17 protein-coding genes are annotated in these 20320 nt (G+C 42.8%); 14 read left to right on the top strand and 3 right to left on the bottom strand.

All coding sequences use genetic code 11. The annotated features are described in order from the left end of the window. Positions 1–37 precede the first annotated feature (37 nt). The 3 genes from ACYZZR_RS09410 (at position 38) to ACYZZR_RS09420 (ending at position 4351) form a co-directional block, all read left to right on the top strand. Positions 38–1201: a hypothetical protein gene (locus tag ACYZZR_RS09410; RefSeq protein ID WP_461533750.1), complete on the top strand. Its 1164-nt coding sequence runs from the start codon at positions 38–40 to the stop codon at positions 1199–1201. A 196-nt stretch (positions 1202–1397) separates the two neighbouring features. Then, positions 1398–2219 (top strand): hypothetical protein, encoded by an 822-nt coding sequence (locus tag ACYZZR_RS09415; protein ID WP_461533751.1) that lies wholly within the window; start codon positions 1398–1400, stop codon positions 2217–2219. A 92-nt stretch (positions 2220–2311) separates the two neighbouring features. Then, positions 2312–4351, top strand: a complete 2040-nt coding sequence (locus tag ACYZZR_RS09420; RefSeq protein ID WP_461533752.1) for a sensor histidine kinase — start codon at positions 2312–2314, stop codon at positions 4349–4351. Between the two features lie 35 nt (positions 4352–4386). On the opposite strand, the gene ACYZZR_RS09425 is transcribed toward ACYZZR_RS09420, so the two are convergent. From ACYZZR_RS09425 to recQ, 3 genes are all read right to left on the bottom strand, one after another. Continuing rightward, on the bottom strand, positions 4387–5013 hold the full coding sequence (locus tag ACYZZR_RS09425) for a response regulator (protein WP_461533753.1): 627 nt from the start codon (positions 5011–5013) through the stop codon (positions 4387–4389). A gap of 187 nt (positions 5014–5200) precedes the next feature. Then, the gene (locus ACYZZR_RS09430) at positions 5201–6781 is read right to left on the bottom strand and encodes a M28 family metallopeptidase (protein WP_461533754.1); all 1581 of its coding nucleotides are present in this window, start codon (positions 6779–6781) and stop codon (positions 5201–5203) included. Positions 6782–7010: 229 nt separating this feature from the next. After that, on the bottom strand, positions 7011–9212 hold the full coding sequence (gene recQ / locus ACYZZR_RS09435) for a DNA helicase RecQ (protein WP_461533755.1): 2202 nt from the start codon (positions 9210–9212) through the stop codon (positions 7011–7013). 88 nt (positions 9213–9300) lie between these two features. On the opposite strand from recQ, the gene ACYZZR_RS09440 reads away from it, so the two are divergent. The 11 genes from ACYZZR_RS09440 (at position 9301) to ACYZZR_RS09490 (ending at position 20184) form a co-directional block, all read left to right on the top strand. Next, positions 9301–10266 (top strand): KpsF/GutQ family sugar-phosphate isomerase, encoded by a 966-nt coding sequence (locus ACYZZR_RS09440; protein WP_461533756.1) that lies wholly within the window; start codon positions 9301–9303, stop codon positions 10264–10266. Then, complete coding sequence (gene tatC / locus ACYZZR_RS09445; protein WP_461533757.1) at positions 10266–11111, top strand: twin-arginine translocase subunit TatC; 846 nt, start codon at positions 10266–10268, stop codon at positions 11109–11111. Before ACYZZR_RS09440 ends, tatC begins: the two co-directional genes overlap by 1 nt. 12 nt (positions 11112–11123) lie before the next feature. Continuing rightward, on the top strand, positions 11124–11480 hold the full coding sequence (locus ACYZZR_RS09450; RefSeq protein ID WP_461533758.1) for a carboxymuconolactone decarboxylase family protein: 357 nt from the start codon (positions 11124–11126) through the stop codon (positions 11478–11480). 120 nt (positions 11481–11600) lie between these two features. Then, the gene (lptB, locus tag ACYZZR_RS09455) at positions 11601–12347 is read left to right on the top strand and encodes an LPS export ABC transporter ATP-binding protein (RefSeq protein WP_461533759.1); all 747 of its coding nucleotides are present in this window, start codon (positions 11601–11603) and stop codon (positions 12345–12347) included. Positions 12348–12492: 145 nt separating this feature from the next. Then, positions 12493–13521 carry a quinone-dependent dihydroorotate dehydrogenase gene (locus tag ACYZZR_RS09460; protein ID WP_461533760.1) on the top strand — a complete coding sequence of 343 codons (1029 nt, stop codon included), beginning with the start codon at positions 12493–12495 and terminating at the stop codon, positions 13519–13521. Positions 13522–13589: 68 nt separating this feature from the next. Beyond that, positions 13590–14237 carry an HAD family hydrolase gene (locus tag ACYZZR_RS09465; RefSeq protein ID WP_461533761.1) on the top strand — a complete coding sequence of 216 codons (648 nt, stop codon included), beginning with the start codon at positions 13590–13592 and terminating at the stop codon, positions 14235–14237. Positions 14238–14243: 6 nt separating this feature from the next. Further along, entirely contained in the window at positions 14244–15104 is an 861-nt protein-coding gene (locus ACYZZR_RS09470; protein ID WP_461533762.1) for a hydroxymethylglutaryl-CoA lyase, read from the top strand. A 90-nt stretch (positions 15105–15194) separates the two neighbouring features. Next, positions 15195–16673, top strand: coding sequence for an IMP dehydrogenase (gene guaB, locus ACYZZR_RS09475; protein WP_461533763.1), 1479 nt, complete (start codon positions 15195–15197; stop codon positions 16671–16673). A 186-nt stretch (positions 16674–16859) separates the two neighbouring features. Further along, on the top strand, positions 16860–17723 hold the full coding sequence (locus ACYZZR_RS09480; RefSeq protein WP_461533764.1) for a peptidyl-prolyl cis-trans isomerase: 864 nt from the start codon (positions 16860–16862) through the stop codon (positions 17721–17723). Further along, on the top strand, positions 17707–19155 hold the full coding sequence (locus ACYZZR_RS09485) for a peptidylprolyl isomerase (RefSeq protein ID WP_461533765.1): 1449 nt from the start codon (positions 17707–17709) through the stop codon (positions 19153–19155). The genes ACYZZR_RS09480 and ACYZZR_RS09485 overlap by 17 nt, the downstream gene beginning before the upstream one ends. A 75-nt stretch (positions 19156–19230) precedes the next feature. After that, positions 19231–20184, top strand: coding sequence for an AAA family ATPase (locus ACYZZR_RS09490; protein ID WP_461533766.1), 954 nt, complete (start codon positions 19231–19233; stop codon positions 20182–20184). The last annotated feature ends 136 nt before the right edge of the window (positions 20185–20320 follow it).

The following is a 20320-nucleotide window of genomic DNA, read 5'->3' on the forward strand; positions in this document are numbered from 1 at the left end:
AATAAAAACCTTTTTTAATACATTAATTTCAAATAACATGATGAAATCATTTAGAAAGTCGGGGAGTATCCCTGCAGTGCTTTTTAGTCTTGGCCTGGTTGCCCTTTTAAATTCTTGTTCGAGTGACGACGATAATGCACCTATTGAAGAAGGGAATGCGTCGAGCATAATTCCTGAAATAACGGTATCTACAGTGTCAAGCTCAGAAGAGGAAGCGATTTTCCGCATAGGAGAAAGCGTTACACTGACGGCAAAAAATCTTAACGAGGCTGTTTATGAGGAAGAGTGGACATTGAACGAAGAGGTGGTGTCTACCGAAGACGAGTTTGTGTTTGAACCGGAAGCCATAGGAGTGTATAGCCTTAAGTACAGAGCGTTTAACGATGCTGGAGAATACAAAGAAGAGTTTCAATTTGAGATAGCAATCAGGATAAGACCTATAGTGGAAGACAGCAATAGCTATGTGACCGAACTTTTTGATTACCTTCCGGCACCGGGACAGTTTATAAATACAAGTCTGGGGAATATGGAAGGTGCAAAGGGCATAGTCGGTAAAACGGGAACGGTGAGCCTCGGAGCTTGGGGAGGAAGTGTAGTACTTGGTTTTGACCATACTGTACTCAATAAGGAAGGAGAGCCGGATTTGCTGTTCGAAAATAATGCCATGAGCAATTTTTCTGAACCCGGTATAGTTTATGTAATGGCCGATGAAAACGGCAACGGACTGCCAGACGATACCTGGTATGAGATAAAGGGAAGTGCTCACGATATGGAAGGAGTCGATCGCAATTATGAAGTGACTTATTACCGTCCTGAAGATCCGACACAAAATGTGCCGTGGACAGACAATAGAGGAAATAGCGGAGAAGTACTTGTCAATAGTTTTCACAAGCAGCCGTATTATCCGGAATGGATAGAGGAAGACAACTATACACTCAGAGGAACCCTTTTGCCCGATGTGAATATCGACAGGAGTAACCCGAGTTATATTACCAGTAATCCCTTAGATTACGGATATGCCGATAATATTCAGGGAGGTGATCAAATCGATATTTCTGATGCTATTGATGCCAACGGAGAGGCGGTATCGCTGGAAGGTATAGATTTTGTCAAGGTGCAGACTGGAATTCAGGCCGATATGGGATGGTTGGGCGAACTATCTACCGAGGTACTAGGTATTTCTGATCTCAATTTGCAGTAATATTGTTCGGAGTAGACCTATCTGTTCAGTATTATTGTATAGGAGAATTGCACGGCCTGATTTTTTTAAGCAGGCCGTGTTTGATTTTGTGCTTAAAGCTTTGAAAATTAGGTAGTAGTTTTTGTTGAGATTCTCACCAAAAAAAAGTATTTTTACACAGAGATGACCCCAAAAAAAATAAAATTTATCTTCCAATATGAGTCGCCCGATTCAGTTTAATGGTTTTGTGCTTATCGGAGTAGTTGTTTTATTACAATTTTTGAGCTGTAAGTCTGATACTGTTCCGGATATTTATATAGATCAGCTATTGGAAACCGTAGACGATACGGGAAATAATGTTGTAAAGCGACGTTATCTCGATGCTGTGAATATATGTCAAGAGGCGGGACGTAAGGTGGCTAAACTTTCGGCAAAAAGCCAAAACTTACTCGGAACCAGGAGATATAGACTCAGTGTCAATGAGAAAAAGATAGTAGAGCGCGTAGAATCATGGGGGTTCGGAATGACGGGACATTATGAAAATCCTGATGAGTGCCGTTTCGAATTGGTGTATGAGGGTAGCCTTACCGTACGCACTCCTGGGCGTACAGTGGTGTACGACCTGAAAGAGGGAACAGTAGTTGACGATGAGGCGGGAATTCCCGAGGCTTTCCGACTTTTTTTTCAACCGGTATCTCTGTCTAAAACACAACGAGATAGTCTGTCAAATGTGACTTTTGAAGAAGGCGTTCTATTCGATCAACCAGTATTGCATTGGGTTCATGCCAATGGAAATAGAGAGACGATTTGGTCCGGTGGAACAAATTGGGGCTTTTTGAAAGAGCCTTCCGAAAACATAAATGCTTCGACAGAAAGTATAGTGCTCCAGGCAAAGAGAAAGGGACGTTTTTATACAGTTCGCGTAAGTACACAGCAATTTACAATAGGCAAGCCCATGCCCGATCTCGAAGAAGGATTGTCGATAACAGCGGATCGAAAAGGAAAGGAAATAGATAAGCTGGAGGCGAGTAAGCTGTAAAAATACCTTATTTTAGGTATAGTAATACCAATTATCTCGAGATACCTTTGTTAAAATCATCCAGAAAAGCAGTATAGCAAATAAACCTCAGTGTGTGGCATAAAGTATCAAACTCGATTATAGCCTTGTGGCTTTTTCTCGGACTTACCTTTGTGGTAGGGCTTCCGGCAAGAGCACATATAGTAGAAGACTCTCTCCGCCTGGAGCTTGCGCGACAGAATTTGTCTGTGCAACAGCGGGTCATGACGATGGCTCGACTATCGGAAGTGGTGTACTACCGCAGGGCTCACAAAGATGGTTTTGAACTTATACAACGGGCCTTGAGGTTGGCCGACAACGTGGACGACCAACACTATAAAGCTTATCTGTTTGCGGTACTTGCACGATATTACGAGGGAGATGATCAGAGACGAGAGGCTACAAAGAGTATAGACAGTGCTTTTTACTATTTAAAAAATTCCAATCACAGAGCGATGATGGGATATGTGCTGCACACAAAGGGCTGGATGATGGCAAGGAAAAATAATCTTAGAGAGGCCATAGTAGATCTTTTTAGAGCATTGGAGGATTTGGAAGATACCGATAAATACGAATGGAGGAGCGAAGTCTATGCCGATATTTCGGAGGTTTATGCCCAGTGGAGCGATACTCAGAATCAGCGTAAGTATGCTAATTTGTGTATGGAAGATGCGTACAGAAGTGGAAATCCCGATGCTATTACTACCGCCATTCAGTTGAAGGCAAATAGTTTTTTCGACCGTTTTAAAGAAGATGTCTCCAGAATTCAGCTTCGCGATTCCGCACTGTCTTATTACAAGCGTTCGGCAAAGTTGTTGGAGCGCCATCGCGACCGTGTGGTACATCTCTCTCGCTTGCCTATGGCCGCTTACCATATCGCTGAAATATTTTCGGAATATCTGCCCGTATCGTACCGAGATTCGGTATTTAACTATCTCAATTTGGCGGTGACTGAAGCAGACCGAATAAGGGAACATTCCGTACTGGCCAGAAGTTATATAATGCTGGCCGATTACGCCATCTCTGAAGGCGATTACACTCGGGCAGAATTTCTGGTGGGGAATGCAGCTATTTCTGCACATCAAGATCCGGTGGGTAACCAGCCGATAGTACCCAAGATATCTCGGTATTTTTCCCTCATCCGTGAAAAACAGGGAAAGCCCGAGGAAGCTCTTCAATACTACAAGCAATATGTGAGAGATTATACCGATAAGTTTGATATGGAAAAAATGACTCTCGCTCAAAAACTGGAAGCCCAGTACGAAGCCAGTAAGAAAGAGCGAGAGCTAGCAGTCTTACAGGAAAAATTGGTATATGGGAAAAAGCTTAATATCCTCTATATAGGTTTTGCAATTATCGGTTTTGTGGCAGTGATTTTTCTGTTTTACGCCAATCAGCAGCGCACTAAAGCCATGAAACAGCAAAAGCAGTTACACCTTATGGAAATGGCCGAGATAGCACAGAAAAACCGTATAGCACTTCTCTCCGCAATGCTGGAAGGGCAGGAGCAGGAGCGGAGTAGATTGGCACGAGATCTGCACGATGGCTTAGGAGGATTGCTGTCTGGGATAAAGATCGAGATGTCGGCGGTGAGGAATATACTTTCAGAAACCAAGGGACAAGGACTTGTGGATAAGACCATGGAACACCTGGATGATGCAGTGGATGAATTGCGCCGAATTGCACATAGTATGATGCCGGAGATATTGATAAGATACGGACTTGGAGAGGCGATAAAGGAGTATTGCGAACGCTTCGGAAATTCGCGAATACGCATAGATTGCAGTGTGTTTAATTATACCAACGCTATGGATCAGTCGCGACAAATGGTAGTCTATCGCATTATGCAAGAACTGGTAAACAATGCGATAAAACACGCTAAATCGTCTTTGATCTATGTGCAATTACAACAGGTAGAAGACAAGATATTTCTCACTGTGGAAGACGATGGGGTCGGTTTTGATATGGAAGCAATTTCCGGTAAGCGAAGTGCCGGGTGGACTAATGTCAGGGCGAGAGTAGAATTTCTTGGAGGAACTATGGATATCTTATCCGAAAAAGGAAAAGGCACCACAATTACTGTAGAGTGCTTGATGAATGTGGAGAAAGTATAACCCATCGAATATACACGCTTCCAATTTCGACGGAATTATAACAATTTAAATTCCGTCGCGTATTTGATGATAGCCGTCATATTGTTGACTTCAAACTTTTCCATAAGGTTTTTGCGGTGGGTTTCTACGGTATAGGGGCTTATAAACAGTTTGTCTGCAATTTGTGCAGAGGTGTATCCTTCTGTTACCAACTGCAATATCTCCTTTTCCCTTCTGGTTATTTTTGGAATCACATCGGGTCCGTTACTGTTGTCTTTGCTCTCGTAAATCTGTCGCGTTTGCCTGCACATATAGAGTTCGCCATTTATCACTTTTCGGATAGCTTCGAGTATATCGTCGCCAATAGAATTTTTAAGGACATAGCCGTTTACTCCATTTTGTAGTACACTTCGTATCACAGCTTTTTCGTTGTGTACACTCAAAATGATAATCCTAAGCTCGGGATAGGAGTCTCGTATTTGCTTGCTCAGCTCTATTCCGTTGATGTCTGGAAGGTTGATGTCGAGTAGTAAAACATCGGGCTCCTTTTGTTTCAAGGCGCTGAGAGTGTCTTTTCCGTTTTGGAAAATACCCACGGGAGATATGTCTTCACTGGTTTCAATGAGATTTTTGAGTCCGTCTAATACAATGGGGTGGTCGTCTGTGATAAATACTTCTGTCATCGATACTGCATTTAGTGTCAAAACTTGGGGCTAATATAACGGAGAAAAGGCATTGTTTACATCCCTCATTTCAGGTATTTTTTAAAGATGGATACAGTGTTTCATTTAGAAGAACGATTTTAAAAGCAAACAAGACCGTCCTGAAAAACAGGCGGTCTTGTTTGCGGTATTGAAACAAATGTGAAAACTATTCCTGTGGCATAGCCTTGTCAACTACCAGTCGCTTGTCGCGATTGGCTACCTCCCAAGCGGTGTGAAATACCAATCTTGCACGGTTTTCCAGAAGATCGTAGTTGATCTTGTCGGGGGTATCTCCGGGTTGGTGGTAATCGTCGTGAGTTCCGTTGAAATAGAAAATTACAGGAATGTTGTTCTTCGCAAAGTTGTAATGATCACTCCTGTAGTAAAAACGATTCGGATCGTTGTCGTCGTTATAGGTGTAGTCCAGTTCTACATTGCAGTATTTTTTATTGACCTCTTCGGAGAGCTCGTGCAATTCGGTACTCAGTTTATCCGAACCGATAAGATATATGTAATTGCGGTCTCCTGTCCTCTTAGGGTCGATACGTCCTATCATATCAATATTGAGGTCGGCAACAGTGTTTTCAAGTGGGAAAATTGGTTTTCTGGTGTAGTAATCAGATCCTAATAATCCTTTTTCTTCACCGGTAACATGAAGGAATACTATGGATCTTTTCGGGCCATTTCCTTCGTCTGCTGCTTTTTTAAAGGCCTGGGCTATTTCCAACAAGGCTACAGTTCCCGATCCGTCGTCGTCGGCACCGTTATTGATCTGTCCGTCCTCGTTTACCCCGATATGATCTAAATGAGAAGAAATAACGACGTATTCGTCTGGTTTTTCACTTCCTTTGATATAGGCTACCACATTTTCAGAATCTACGTGTTTAGTTTCACTGGTAAAGTTCACTTTAAAATCGGCTTTGATTGCGGTACCGCTTTTAGTGTTTGTAAGATCAGATTTTATAGCCTCACCCATTTTGGGGCTGATAAAGGCAAAAAAGGAGTCATTACCTTCCTCAGTGTCGAGTTGCATGTTCCCGCCGGCAGAACGGTTTTTCATAAAATTGTACTGTTGCAGTACCATATTGAAAAGGGATCCGTCGAGAATAAGAACACCTTTGGCTCCTTTTTTGTCAGCTATATCCAAACGGTCGGGCAGCGATATTCTCAGGTCAGACCATTTTGAGGGGGTGTCGGTACCAGAAATAGTATAGGTGCCGTCGTCGTTTTTAGGCTCACCTATGGAGACAACGATAATTTTGTCTTTTACGTCTATGTCTTTAAAATCGGAGTATTCGGGAGTATCGATGCCATAACCGGCATAAATAAGTTCATCGGCAGCGTATTCTTTTTTAGCGGGTGCTTGCAAAACCACCAGGTCTTTTCCTATCTGAAACTGTTGTCCTGATATACTTGTTGTGCCTTCGGGCATGGTGCTTAGAATAAGGGGAACTTTTTGAAAGTAGTCTCCGTTGCTTTGTGCGGCGGGAATGCCGAGGGCTTCATAGTGTTTTTTCAAATATTCTACTGCTTTCTTCTGACCGGGTTTTCCGGTTTCTCTCCCCTCAAATTCGTCGGAGGCATAGGTGTACAGGTGATCTTTGAGTTCTTCCTGAGTAATGGTACTAGCATAGGGAACCGGATCAAAATCTGCTTTGCTTTGAGTTGAGGCAGTGGTCGTGGTCGTCTTCTGAGAGCTGTTGCACGCAAAGACCAGTGATAGGGCCAGATAAACTAATTTTTTCATTTGTCAGTTTTTATGTTTTAAGGAGATCGGAAAACCTGCAGTGCCTGAACGGGTCTTCAAATGCCGTAGCACCGTATTTTTATACACCTCAGGATCCTTTTATTACAAAAAAATTTTTCAAATATATACAAAAAGGAACAATGTGAATGTTCGCGATGTTACACAGGAAAATTTTGGAATTTTTGTCTTGAGCGTACTCAAGCTAACCTGCCATCAGGGGATAAATGTGTCAATTTGCAATTTCGCTGATAAATTTAATTCTGTATAGTCTTATTTCTTCGTCTTCATAGTCTCCGTCAAATTCTTCCATGGCCCTAGAGATTTTGTCGGTATCGGCTTCCAGAAAGTATTCCTGAAGCTCGTCTTGCTGATCTTCGTCCAGTATTTCGTCTATCCAGTAATTGATGTTCAGTTTGGTGCCGCTGTACACAATCTGTTCCATTTCTTTGATAAAATCTTCCATTTCCAACCCTTTGGCTCTTGCGATATCGTCGAGGGGAAGTTTGCGGTCTACATTCTGAATGATATACAACTTTAAAGCTGAATTAGCTCCAGTACTTTTGACGACTAAATCGTCGGGCCTGACAATGTCGTTTTCCTCCACATAATTTGCGATAAGTTCAATAAAAGGTTTGCCGTATTTTTTGGCTTTTCCCTCTCCTACACCGTGAATGTTGAGCAATTCTTTCATCTTTACGGGGTATTTCAGCGCCATATCTTCGAGAGAGGGGTCTTGAAATACGACAAAAGGAGGAACTTCCAGTTTTTGTGCCTGTTTTTTTCTCAGGTCTTTTAGCATTCGGAGCAAGGTGGAATCGGCCGACATGGTTCCTGCTTTTTTTGCGGTGACCACGCCTTCATCACCTGTGTTTTGATAGCTGTGATCTTCAGTCATCATAAACGAATGTGGCTTCTTGAGGAAACTGTTGCCTTCAGCGGTCAAGAAGAGTACGCCGTAGGTTTCTATTTCCTTTCGAAGTAGTCCGGCGACGAGTACTTGACGCACTAATGCCATCCAGTACTTGATGTCTTTTTCCCTTCCAGAACCAAAAAAGGGTTTCTCATCGGTTTTGTGAGATTTAATCAATGCATTTACCTTCCCAACAAGCACGTTGACAATCTCTTTGGCCTTAAACTTCTGGTTGGTACTCTTTACCACAGATAGCAATTTGACCACTTCTTCCTTGGCTTCGTGTTTCTTCTTGGGGTTTCGCACATTGTCGTCCATATCTGCTCCTTCTCCGTTGACTTCGTCAAACTCTTCGCCAAAATAGTGGAGAATGAATTTTCTTCTCGAGATGGAAGTCTCAGCATAAGCCACCATTTCCTGTAGTAAGGCATGACCGATTTCCTGCTCTGCCACGGGTTTTCCAGACATGAATTTTTCCAATTTTTCGATGTCTTTATACGAATAAAAAGCGAGACAGTGTCCCTCTCCGCCATCTCTTCCAGCTCTTCCGGTTTCTTGGTAATAGCTCTCTATACTCTTGGGAATATCGTGGTGTATTACAAAACGCACATCGGGTTTGTCTATCCCCATTCCAAAAGCTATAGTAGCTACTACCACATCTACATCTTCCATCAGGAACATATCCTGGTGTCTAGCCCTTGTTTTAGCATCTAGTCCGGCGTGATAAGGAACAGAGCTAATGCCGTTTACTTGCAGAGTCTGTGCCAATTCTTCCACTCGTTTCCTGCTCAGACAGTAAATAATACCCGATTTTCCTTGGTTGTGTTTTACAAAACGTATGATATCGGCGTCTACATCCTTGGTTTTTGGTCTTACTTCGTAGTAGAGGTTAGGGCGGTTAAAAGAAGCCTTAAATGTATTGGCATCGGTAATAGCAAGGTTTTTCAATATGTCTTCCTGTACCTTTGGGGTAGCCGTGGCCGTAAGAGCAATGATCGGAATGTCTTCGCCCAATCTCCCGATGATATTGCGCAGATTGCGGTATTCCGGACGAAAGTCGTGTCCCCATTCCGAAATACAATGCGCTTCGTCTATCGCTACAAATGAAATTTTTACAGAGCGGAGAAAGTCGATATATTCGTCCTTAGTGAGCGATTCCGGAGCTACATACAGCAATTTTGTAGTGCCTTCCGAAATATCCTTCATCACTGTTTTTACTTCGTTTTTGGTGAGTGAAGAGTTGAGTACGTGGGCAATGCCTTCGTTGGAGGAGATTCCTCTCAGCGCATCTACTTGGTTTTTCATCAGAGCGATAAGCGGAGAAACCACAATGGCAGTCCCCTCTTTTACCAATGCGGGAAGTTGATAACAAAGTGATTTTCCTCCTCCGGTAGGCATAATCACAAATGTGTTGTGATTGTCAACTATACTTTTTACGACATCTTCCTGTAATCCCTTGAACTGGTTAAAGCCGAAATATTGCTTTAACTTTTTATGCAGGTCAATTTCAACTGAACTCATTCTATCGTTTTACTATTTTACATACATTTGCACAACTAAAGATATAACAAACTTTAATTTTGACAAACTATAAATCCCTAAAAAAATCTTGAGTAATAAGGAGGCTATAAAAGCAGTTGCAAAAAAAGTCATTGAAACTGAAAGTACCGCTATAAATCATCTTAAATCTTTGATAAATGATGATTTTTCCAGTGCTGTAAGTCACATTTTTGAAAGTACGGGACGGGTGGTTATCACCGGAATTGGGAAAAGTGCGATTATCGCTACAAAGATAGTGGCAACACTAAATTCGACTGGGACTCCTGCAGTGTTTATGCACGCGGCAGATGCCATTCATGGGGATCTGGGTACCATTCAGAAAGACGACACAGTGATTTGTATTTCCAAAAGTGGAAATACTCCGGAGATAAAGGTGCTGGTGCCCTTACTCAAAAACGGAGGCAATACGCTTATAGCCATCACTGGGAATAAAGACTCACTGCTTGGACAGCAGGCTGATTATGTGTTGAATGCCTATGTGGAAAAAGAAGCTTGCCCAAACAATCTGGCTCCTACAACCAGCACTACAGCACAGTTGGTTGTTGGCGATGCTCTAGCTGTATGTCTACTCGAACTGAAGGGCTTTACCAGCAAAGATTTTGCAAAGTACCACCCTGGGGGAGCTTTGGGAAAAAAATTATACCTGAGGGTGAGCGATGTCTTAACAGCAAATATGAAACCTGAAGTGCGCCTGGATACTCCCGTAAAAGAGGTGATTGTAGAAATTTCCGAAAAAATGCTGGGAGCTGCTGCAGTGACAGAACAGGGGAAGTCGGTTGGGGTAATCACCGATGGAGATGTGAGAAGGATGCTAAACAAACACGACAATATCGGCAAACTCGTTGCTAGAGATATTATGAGTGTAAATCCGAAAAGCATCAAAGCGGATGCCCTGGCTGTAGACGCTATGGAAATGATGGAAAAAAACAATATCTCTCAACTCCTAGTAGAGGACGATAAGGGATATGTCGGAATTATTCACTTGCACAATCTGATAAAAGAGGGTATACTGTAATGGCTAAAAAGAAGAATCAGGAGGAGATGTCGTTCCTCGACCACCTGGAAGAGCTCCGCTGGCACCTCATTCGGGCTACTCTGGCGGTGGTTGTGGTAGGAGTCATCGCTTTTTTTGCCAAGGGGTTTATTTTTGATACCATTATTTTAGGACCGAAGAAAGCGGATTTTATCACTTACGAATTTTTTTGTGAGATGTCAAAAAAACTCGGAATGGACGATTCGTTTTGCAATCAAGAGCTGCCCTTCCAGATTCAGAGTCGTACCATGGCCGGGCAGTTTTCCGCACATATATGGACCTCCATCTGGGCGGGCTTTATACTAGCTTTTCCTTATGTGCTCTACGAGTTTTGGAAGTTTATAAGCCCAGGTCTGTATGAAAAAGAGAGAAAGAATGCCAGGGGCTTTATATTTATTGCCTCCTTTCTGTTCTTTCTCGGAGTGCTGTTTGGGTACTATATGATATCCCCGCTGTCTATTAACTTTTTGGCAACTTATCAGGTAAGTCAGGAGGTACATAACGATATAGACCTGAGTTCGTATATTTCGACCATCAGGTCGTCGGTGATCTCCTGCGGATTGATTTTTGAATTGCCTATACTCATTTTTTTTCTGACTAAGGTAGGGTTAGTGACCCCCGATTTTCTCAGAAAGCAGAGGAAGGTGTCGCTCGTTATTGTACTGATTCTCGCCGCGGTGATTACCCCTCCTGATGTGGCAAGTCAAATTGTGGTTTCTATTCCGATTCTAATCCTGTATGAGATGAGTATCTTAATCTCTTCTTATGTGTTGAAAAAACAGGCTAAAAGAGAAAAAGAAGAACAGGAGGCATTGCGTAAAATGTAAGATAATTAAGGTATGGTAGAAAATATTGTAGACGAATTTAATGAGTATCGCTCCAGGATGAACGATCGTATTTTGGACGATAACAACAAATTGATAAAGCGTATCTTTAATTTGGATACCAATGCCTATATGCCGGGAGCACTCGATGTGCGTACCAAGGAATTATTGGGGCTGGTAGCATCGGCGGTGTTGAGGTGCGACGATTGTGTGAAATACCACCTAGAACAATGTCATAAAGCTGGGTTGACGAGCCAAGAGGTAACAGAAGCTCTCGGGATAGCCACCTTAGTAGGGGGTACCATTGTTGTGCCTCACCTGCGAAGAGCTTACGAATTTTGGGACGCTTTGGAAGCAAAGAATTCGCAATAGATAGGGCTTGCCCCAATCGGAAAGCAAACCGGATGTTTTTCGTACTTTTATACCGGAAGTTTGCAGTTATTGGTAGAACAAGGTTGGAATAAGACAAATTGAAAAAGTTAGATGTAATCCATGAAACTCAGAGCCGATAATATTATGAAGTCCTATAAGGGGCGAAAAGTAGTTAAGGGAATTTCACTCGAAGTAAACCGGGGTGAGATCGTGGGACTGTTAGGCCCTAATGGCGCAGGCAAAACCACCTCTTTCTACATGATAGTCGGTCTTATTAAACCCAATGGAGGGAATATATATCTGGACGATCTCAACATCACCCGTTTCCCTATGTACAAGCGATCGCAAAACGGCATAGGTTATCTCGCTCAGGAAGCGTCGGTGTTCAGAAAATTAAGTATAGAAGAAAATATTCTCAGTGTATTGCAGCTCACCAAAATGTCTAAAAAAGAGCAGCATATGAAGATGGAAGCACTGATCGAAGAGTTCAGTTTGGGGCATATCCGCAAGAACAGAGGCGATTTGCTCTCTGGAGGAGAAAGGAGAAGAACGGAAATAGCACGCGCATTGGCTACTGACCCTAATTTTATCTTGTTGGACGAGCCTTTTGCTGGAGTTGACCCGGTAGCGGTGGAAGATATACAGCGTATTGTAGCACAACTCAAGAACAAGAATATCGGTATTCTTATCACCGATCACAACGTGCAGGAAACCCTCGCAATTACCGAGCGTTCTTATCTGATGTTTGAAGGAAGTATACTCAAGGCCGGCGAACCGGAAGAACTCGCTGCCGACGAGATGGTGCGCAAGGTGTACCTCGGACAGAACTTTGAGCTCAGGCGCAAAAAACTCGACTTCAACAATTGATGTTTCTTCAGGATTAGACTCTCATTTTAAACCTTTGTATTTCTTTGTTTTATACAGTTGGCGGTACAGTAGCTGGATTTTGTGATGCTTGTATGTTATCTGTCGGTCTTTTCCTGTATTTTTGCCCGACAAGAACACCGTAATTATGTACAGATATTTTATTCGCCCTCTACTCTTTCAATTCGATCCGGAAAAAGTGCATCACTTTACTTTTAGCTTTATCAAATGGATAAACAGGATTCCAGGAATGAGAGCTCTGATCACTGCCCTTTATAGTGTAAAAGACCCCGGCTTGGAACGTGAGGTTTTCGGATTGAAGTTTAGTAATCCAGTAGGACTGGCGGCAGGATTTGATAAAGATGCTAGATTGTACAACGAGCTTTCGGGTTTTGGTTTCGGATTTGTCGAGATAGGTACGCTTACCCCTAAACCACAGCCGGGAAATCCGCCCAAACGATTGTTTCGTCTCAAAGAAGACAGCGCGATCATAAACCGTATGGGGTTTAACAACGGGGGAGTGGAAGCAGCGGTTGAACGACTGAAGAAAAATAAAGGCGTACTGATAGGTGGAAATATAGGAAAGAACAAAGTGACCTCCAATGAAGAGGCTGGCGACGATTATCGCAAGTGTTTTGAGGCTTTGTATGCTTATGTAGATTATTTTGTGGTAAATGTGAGTTCTCCCAATACGCCAAATCTCAGGGCGCTGCAAGACAAGGAACCCTTAGAGCAACTTTTGCACGGCTTGCAGCAGCACCCCTTGCAGCTGGAAAGAGCTAAACCAATACTGCTGAAAATAGCTCCTGACCTTACCGACAATCAGCTGAGGGATATTGTAGCTATTGTAAAGGAGACGGGAATAGCCGGAGTTATAGCGACCAATACAACAATCTCTAGGGAAGGACTTGCCTCTTCCAATAGAAGTGAAACAGGTGGATTAAGTGGAAAACCTATGAGAGAGCGTTCTACTGATGTGATACGTTTCCTCCACAAAGAGAGCGGTGGCAGCTTTCCTATTATTGGTGTAGGGGGAGTGCACTCTCCGGAAGATGCCTTAGAAAAACTCGAGGCTGGGGCCAGTCTGGTACAGGTCTATACCGGTTTTATCTATGAAGGGCCTTCTCTGGTAAGAAGAATAAACAAAGCGCTGCTGAAGACAAAGGCTGGCAAGTAGTAGTCTGCATCTGAACAGAATTTACAATTCGGTAATTAATTTTTACATTTGAACAAAACCGCTGTGATATGAAACACATTATTTTTGATATGGACGGGGTGCTGGTAGATAGCGAACCTATACATATGCAGATTCTCGAAGAAGTGATGCAGAAGAGAGGAGTTCATATCACCAGAGAATATCATTTTGATTTGGTGGGTATGGGAGCACTGATGATGTGGGAAAAACTGAAAGCGGATTTTAAGCTGGAAGAAAGTGCTTCTACACTCTTGGAGTCGCACAAGGCTTATTTTTTTGAAGTGATAGCGCAGAGAGAGGTACCTTTAACTCCGGGGATTAAAGAATTTCTCGACAGACTGAAAGCAGAGGGGGTACAGTTGTCACTGGGGTCTTCTTCGCCGATAAGGCTCATCGATATTTTTATGGAAAAAGCCGGACTTTCAGATTATTTCGATTACGTGGTAAGTAGCGAGCATGTGGCACAGGGAAAACCCTTTCCCGATATTTTTCTTCGCATAGCTGAATTGTACGGACTTCCGCCAGAAGACTTTGTGGTAATAGAAGATAGTACTAATGGCGTAAAAGCGGCTCGAGCCGCGGGAATGAAAGCGATAGGATATCACAACCCGAATTCGGGAAACCAAGATTTGTCGTCGGCCGATTTGCTGATCGACGATTTTAAGGAGCTGACTTTCGATGGGATAAATACACTTTAAAGGCGAATGGATAAGGTGAAACTCATAGAATGCCCGAGGGATGCCATGCAAGGTATTAGGGATTTTATACCTACGGAAAAGAAGGTCTGTTATATCCAGTCCCTTCTGCGAGTAGGGTTTCACACCGTCGATTTTGGCAGTTTTGTATCGCCCAAAGCAATCCCACAAATGGTCGATACCGCCAAGGTACTCGAGGGACTCGATCTTTCGGATACACAGAGCAAATTGTTGGCTATTGTAGCCAATGTGAGAGGTGCTGAAGACGCTGCGGTATTCCCGGAAATAAGTTATCTAGGGTATCCTTTTTCTATATCGGAGAATTTCCAGATGCGTAACACACACAAAACCATAGCCGAATCCACTGTGGTATTGCAGCGAATATTAGAGATAGCCTCAGCTTCAAACAAGGAGGTGGTAGCCTATCTCTCTATGGGTTTTGGAAATCCGTACGGAGACCCGTGGAATGTGGAGGTAGTAGCGGAATGGACTGAAAGACTTTCGGCTATGGGAGTTCGAATACTGTCGCTTTCCGATACCATAGGTAGCTCTACTCCAGAGGTGATACGCTATCTGTTTTCTCATCTTATTCCGGCTTATCCGGAAATGGAGTTTGGTGCACACCTCCATACCACACCTTCTTCGTGGTACGAAAAAGTGGATGCTGCCTATAAATCTGGCTGTAAAAGATTTGACGGAGCCATTCAAGGTTTCGGAGGGTGTCCTATGGCAAAAGATGAACTTACCGGAAATATGCCTACCGAAAAGATGTTGTCTTATTTTACTACAGCAAAAGTAGAGACAGGGCTTTCGCCCATGAGTTTTGAAAGTGCTTACAACGAAGCCGTAAAGGTGTTTGGTGTAAAATGATCTTTAATTGTGGATTAAAAAAATGCAAAAAGCGAGTGTTAGTCCCTGAAATTGACGTACATTTGCGTGCAACTAATTGATAAGTTGCAGATGAAAGCTCATAGTTCAAAAATTGTAGGAGAAGGGTTGACATATGATGATGTCCTTCTCGTTCCGGCCTACTCCGAAGTCCTTCCAAGAGAGGTCAATATCCAAACCAAATTTACGAGAAATATTACGATCAATGTCCCGATTGTATCGGCGGCAATGGATACGGTAACAGAATCGGCTATGGCCATAGCTATGGCCAGAGAAGGAGGAATAGGTGTGCTGCACAAGAATATGACGGCAGAAGCCCAGGCCTTGGAAGTGCGCAAAGTAAAGCGAGCTGAGAGCGGTATGATTATAGACCCGGTCACACTACCCCTTACGGCAAAGGTGATCGATGCCAAGAAAAATATGGCAGAACATCGTATCGGGGGAATTCCGATAGTTGATGAAGGGGGCTACCTCAAAGGAATTGTAACCAATAGGGATTTGAGATTTGAGAAAAACGACAATCGCCCTATTCAGGAGGTCATGACCTATGAAAATTTGGTAACTGCCGGAGAAGGAACTTCATTGGTAGATGCTGAGGTGATATTACAGGAGAACAAGATTGAAAAACTACCTGTAGTTAATACCGAAAATAAGCTGGTAGGTCTCATTACTTTTAGAGATATCACCAAGCTCACTCAAAAGCCTTTGGCTAATAAAGATAAATACGGGCGACTGAGAGTGGCAGCGGCCATAGGAGTTACTGCCGATGCGGTAGACCGTGCTGAAGCCCTAGTTAATGCAGGTGTAGACGCCATCGTTATCGATACGGCTCATGGGCATACTAAAGGAGTGGTCAGTGTTTTGAAATTGGTAAAAGAATCTTTTCCTGAACTGGATGTGGTAGTAGGTAATATCGCTACCGCCGAAGCAGCGAAATACCTTGTTGAAAACGGTGCGGATGCTGTAAAAGTAGGTATAGGTCCAGGTTCTATTTGTACTACAAGGGTGGTAGCCGGTGTTGGTTTTCCGCAGTTTTCCGCAGTCTTGGAAGTGGCCGCAGCCATCAAAGGCTCTGGAGTTCCGGTAATAGCCGACGGTGGGATTCGCTATACTGGCGATATTCCTAAAGCCATAGCGGCCGGCGCAGATAGCGTGATGCTCGGATCGCTATTGGCAGGAACCAAAGAATCTCCAGGAGAAACCATTATTTACGAAGGACGTAAGTATAAAAGCTACAGGGGGATGGGGTCTGTAGAAGCGATGAAACAGGGAAGTAAAGATCGCTATTTCCAGGATGTTGAAGACGATATTAAAAAACTGGTTCCCGAAGGTATTGTGGGTAGGGTAGCCTACAAAGGAGATCTGGTAGAAAGCATGCACCAATTTATAGGTGGATTGAGAGCCGGTATGGGATATTGCGGTGCCGGCGATGTGGAAGCTTTAAAGGAGCAAGGGAAATTCGTACAGATCACGTCTTCCGGTATTCACGAAAGTCATCCCCACGACGTAGCTATTACAAAAGAAGCCCCGAATTACAGTCGAAGAGGCTAATAGAGGGTAGGCCGACATTGTGTTTCAATCCTTAATAGTCTCCCTAAATCTTTGTTAAACGTTTGGCTGCCGATTTGCAATATTTTATCGAATTGTTATTTTTGTTTGTTTCCAAACATACTGTTCGATAGGTGAATGACAGTATTAGACCTGTTTGTACAGCTTGTGACAGTGTAAAAAGACGAGATGTATAGAAATTTTGCAATCGCTTTTTTGATCTTTCTCACCTTGGTGAGCTGTACTTATTTTGCTTCGGAAGACAAGAAAGATGCCGTGGCTAAGGTAGGGGATCACTTCCTCTATGCACGCGATCTGACAGGGATATACGGTGAGAATATGTCTGCAGAAGACAGTGCTGTGGTGCGCAATAATTTTGTAAATTCTTGGGCTTTGAGGCAGCTTTTAATGGAAAAAGCTGAAATTAATCTGCCGGAAGAACAACAGCGAGAATTTAAAGAACTCATAGAAGAATACAAGCTAGACTTGTATACCAATACGTATAAGGAAGCTCTGGTAAATAGTACTATGGACACAACCATTACCGCTGCGGAAATTACATCCTATTACGAAAAGGGGATGGACAATTTCAGGCTCAATGAAGAATTGTGGCGGTTTCGGTATATCGAACTGAATCCCGATTTTGAAAAGCTCGACGATGTCAAAGAAAAGTTTGAACGTTATGAGCAGGAAGATCGAGAAAGCCTGGAAGAGATGAGTATTCAGTTTAAATCTTATGCTTTAGATGATTCTATTTGGGCAAAAAAGGAGCAGATATTGCGAAAAATTCCCGTTCTTGCAGCGAAAGAGAATAAAAATAAGATAAAAAAATCAGAATTTATTGAACTAAAAGACTCCTTAGGAGTATATTTGATATATATCAACGATATTTTGGAGCGCAATGATACGGCTCCTATCTCATACGTAAAACCTACGATAAGGCAGATACTGCTTAACAGAAAAAAATTGGATTTCGTAAGGAGGACGGAGAGAGAAATAGTAGATGAGGCTTTGAGAAAAAAGAAATTTGAAATTTATGAATCGGATAAGTAAGATTGTGGGCGGAATTGCCTTGTGTGTCACGCAGTTGACCGTAGGACAAGAAACGGCAGTAGCGGAAAATACTGTAGGAGGAAACAGCGAGACCACAGCGATACGAGATACTACAGAAGTAACTCCCGTTACTGTTGAAGGTAAGGCAAAAATTGATGGAGTGATTGCTGTGGTAGGTGATTATGTCATACTGGAGTCGGATATTGACAAGAGTTATATAGATTTACAGAATCAAGGAGCGTCTATCAATGATATTACGCGTTGTCAGCTACTCGGCAAACTGATGGAAGACAAATTATACGCTCATCAAGCGGTTCAAGATAGCCTGGAAGTGTCGGACAAGCAGATTTGGGCCGAGACAGAACAACAACTCAATTTTCTTGTGGGACAGGTGGGAACCATGGAAAAACTCTTGGATTATTACAAGAAATCGGACGAACAAAGCTTTAGGGAGGAGCTTTTTCAGATCAACAAAATCAGAATTCTGGCAGAGAATATGCAGAATAAGATTGTTGAGGAAATAGAAATCACTCCAGAAGAAGTAAGGCAGTGGTTTAATAAAATTCCCGAAGACGAACGCCCTGTTTTTGGTGCGGAATTGGAGATCTCTCAAATAGTGAAAGAACCTGAGGTGCCCGAATCTGAAAAACAAAAGGTAATAGACCGTCTCAAAGAGATGAAACGGGATATAGAAGAAAACGGTTCCAGTTTTGCTACCAAGGCTATACTGTATTCTAAAGATCCGGGGTCCAGTTCGAAAGGTGGTTACTATCACGTGACGAGAAGTACCCCTTTTGCCAAGGAGTTTATGGATGTAGCCTATAGTTTACAAGAAGGTGAGATATCAGAACCTTTTGAAACCGATTTTGGATGGCATATTATTATGGTAGACAAGATTATGGGACAGGAGCTCGATTTGAGACATATACTTATCAGTCCTGAAATTCCGAAAGAGGCTCAAGAAAAAACGAGAAAGGAATTGGAAGAGGTGCGTCAGAAAATCGTCGACGGAGAGGTCTCTTTTGCAGATGCAGCTAGGGAGTACTCAGATCAGAAGGAAACCAAATTTGAAGGGGGACAATTGAGAAATCCGACCAATATGGATACTCGGTTTGAACTCACCAAATTGGAGCCAACCTTGTACAACCAGATCAGAAATCTCAAAACCGGAGAAGTGTCTTCTGTTTATAGAGAAGAGGATCCGAGGTCACCGGGAAAAGTGTCTTTTAAAATTTTAAAGGTTACCAACAGGTACGACGATCACAAGGCCGATTATATCCAAGATTATATCAAGATAAAAGAATTGGCACTCAGAGAAAAACAGATCAAAGCGGTACAGGAATGGATGGAAAAAACCATAAAAGACACCTATATCATGGTGAATACCGACTACAAAGGCTGTGATTTTTCTAATAAGTGGGTAAAGCAATAAAACCTGATCATAGCTGCATTTTAAAGATGATTGCTTACACGGTAAATTTACTTAATTTTCAAAACCGATATATCTATGTCTGATGTAGAGGCTTTAAAGAAATTGCAAAAAAGGCATCAGTTCCTGAGAAATCAGATAGGTAGGGTGATTATCGGTCAAAAGGAGGCGATAGACGAAATACTTCTTTCTGTTTACGCTGCAGGTCACGCTCTACTAATCGGTGTTCCGGGATTGGCCAAGACCCTGATGATACGTACGGTGGCCGATGTATTGGGTTTAGACTTTAAGCGGATACAATTTACCCCAGACCTTATGCCCAGTGATATTCTCGGTAATGAGATACTGGATGCCAATCGGGAATTTCGCTTTATCAAAGGGCCTGTTTTTGCCAATATCATACTCGCAGACGAAATTAACCGTACTCCGCCTAAAACACAGGCGGCATTGCTTGAAGCTATGCAAGAAAAATCAGTGACGGTTTCGGGCAAGCGTTACGAATTGCAATCACCTTATTTTGTGTTGGCCACTCAAAACCCGATAGAACAGGAAGGAACATACCCACTTCCCGAAGCACAGCTCGACAGATTTATGTTTGCTATCGAGCTTGGTTATCCTTCTTTTGAGGAGGAAGTTGCTGTGGTGAAATCTACGACAATAGACAAAGAAATAAAATTATCTCCCGTGTTTAGCGCCGAGGAAATAATAGCGGTACAACATCTGGTCCGCCGTATACCCGTAGCCGACAATGTGGTAGAATACGCGGTGCGCTTGGTGGGAAGTACACGCCCTGGGAGCAGTGGAGTGGCAGAGATAGTTAAAGAGTATGTAGACTGGGGAGCGGGACCTAGAGCCTCTCAAAATTTAGTATTGGCAGCCAAGGCATACGCGGCAGTACACGGCAAGTTTTCTCCAGACATAGAAGATGTAAAGGCTGTGGCTATGGGTGTTTTGAGACATAGAGTTGTAAAAAATTACAAGGCTGAAGCCGAAAATATCAGTATAGAAGATATTGTAAAAGCTCTTTTATAGGCACTTTCAGAAGTAAGCTAATTTCCGAAAAAAACAGACAACAAACTCTGGTGATTTTATATGGATCACCGGAGTTTTTTCTTTTTTGAGGATACCTTAGGTGTTTTAGCCGGATTGTCGTACCAAAAAGACATAG

This window comes from Sinomicrobium sp. (assembly GCA_029266035.1).
Taxonomy (GTDB): Bacteria; Bacteroidota; Bacteroidia; order Flavobacteriales; family Flavobacteriaceae; genus Sinomicrobium.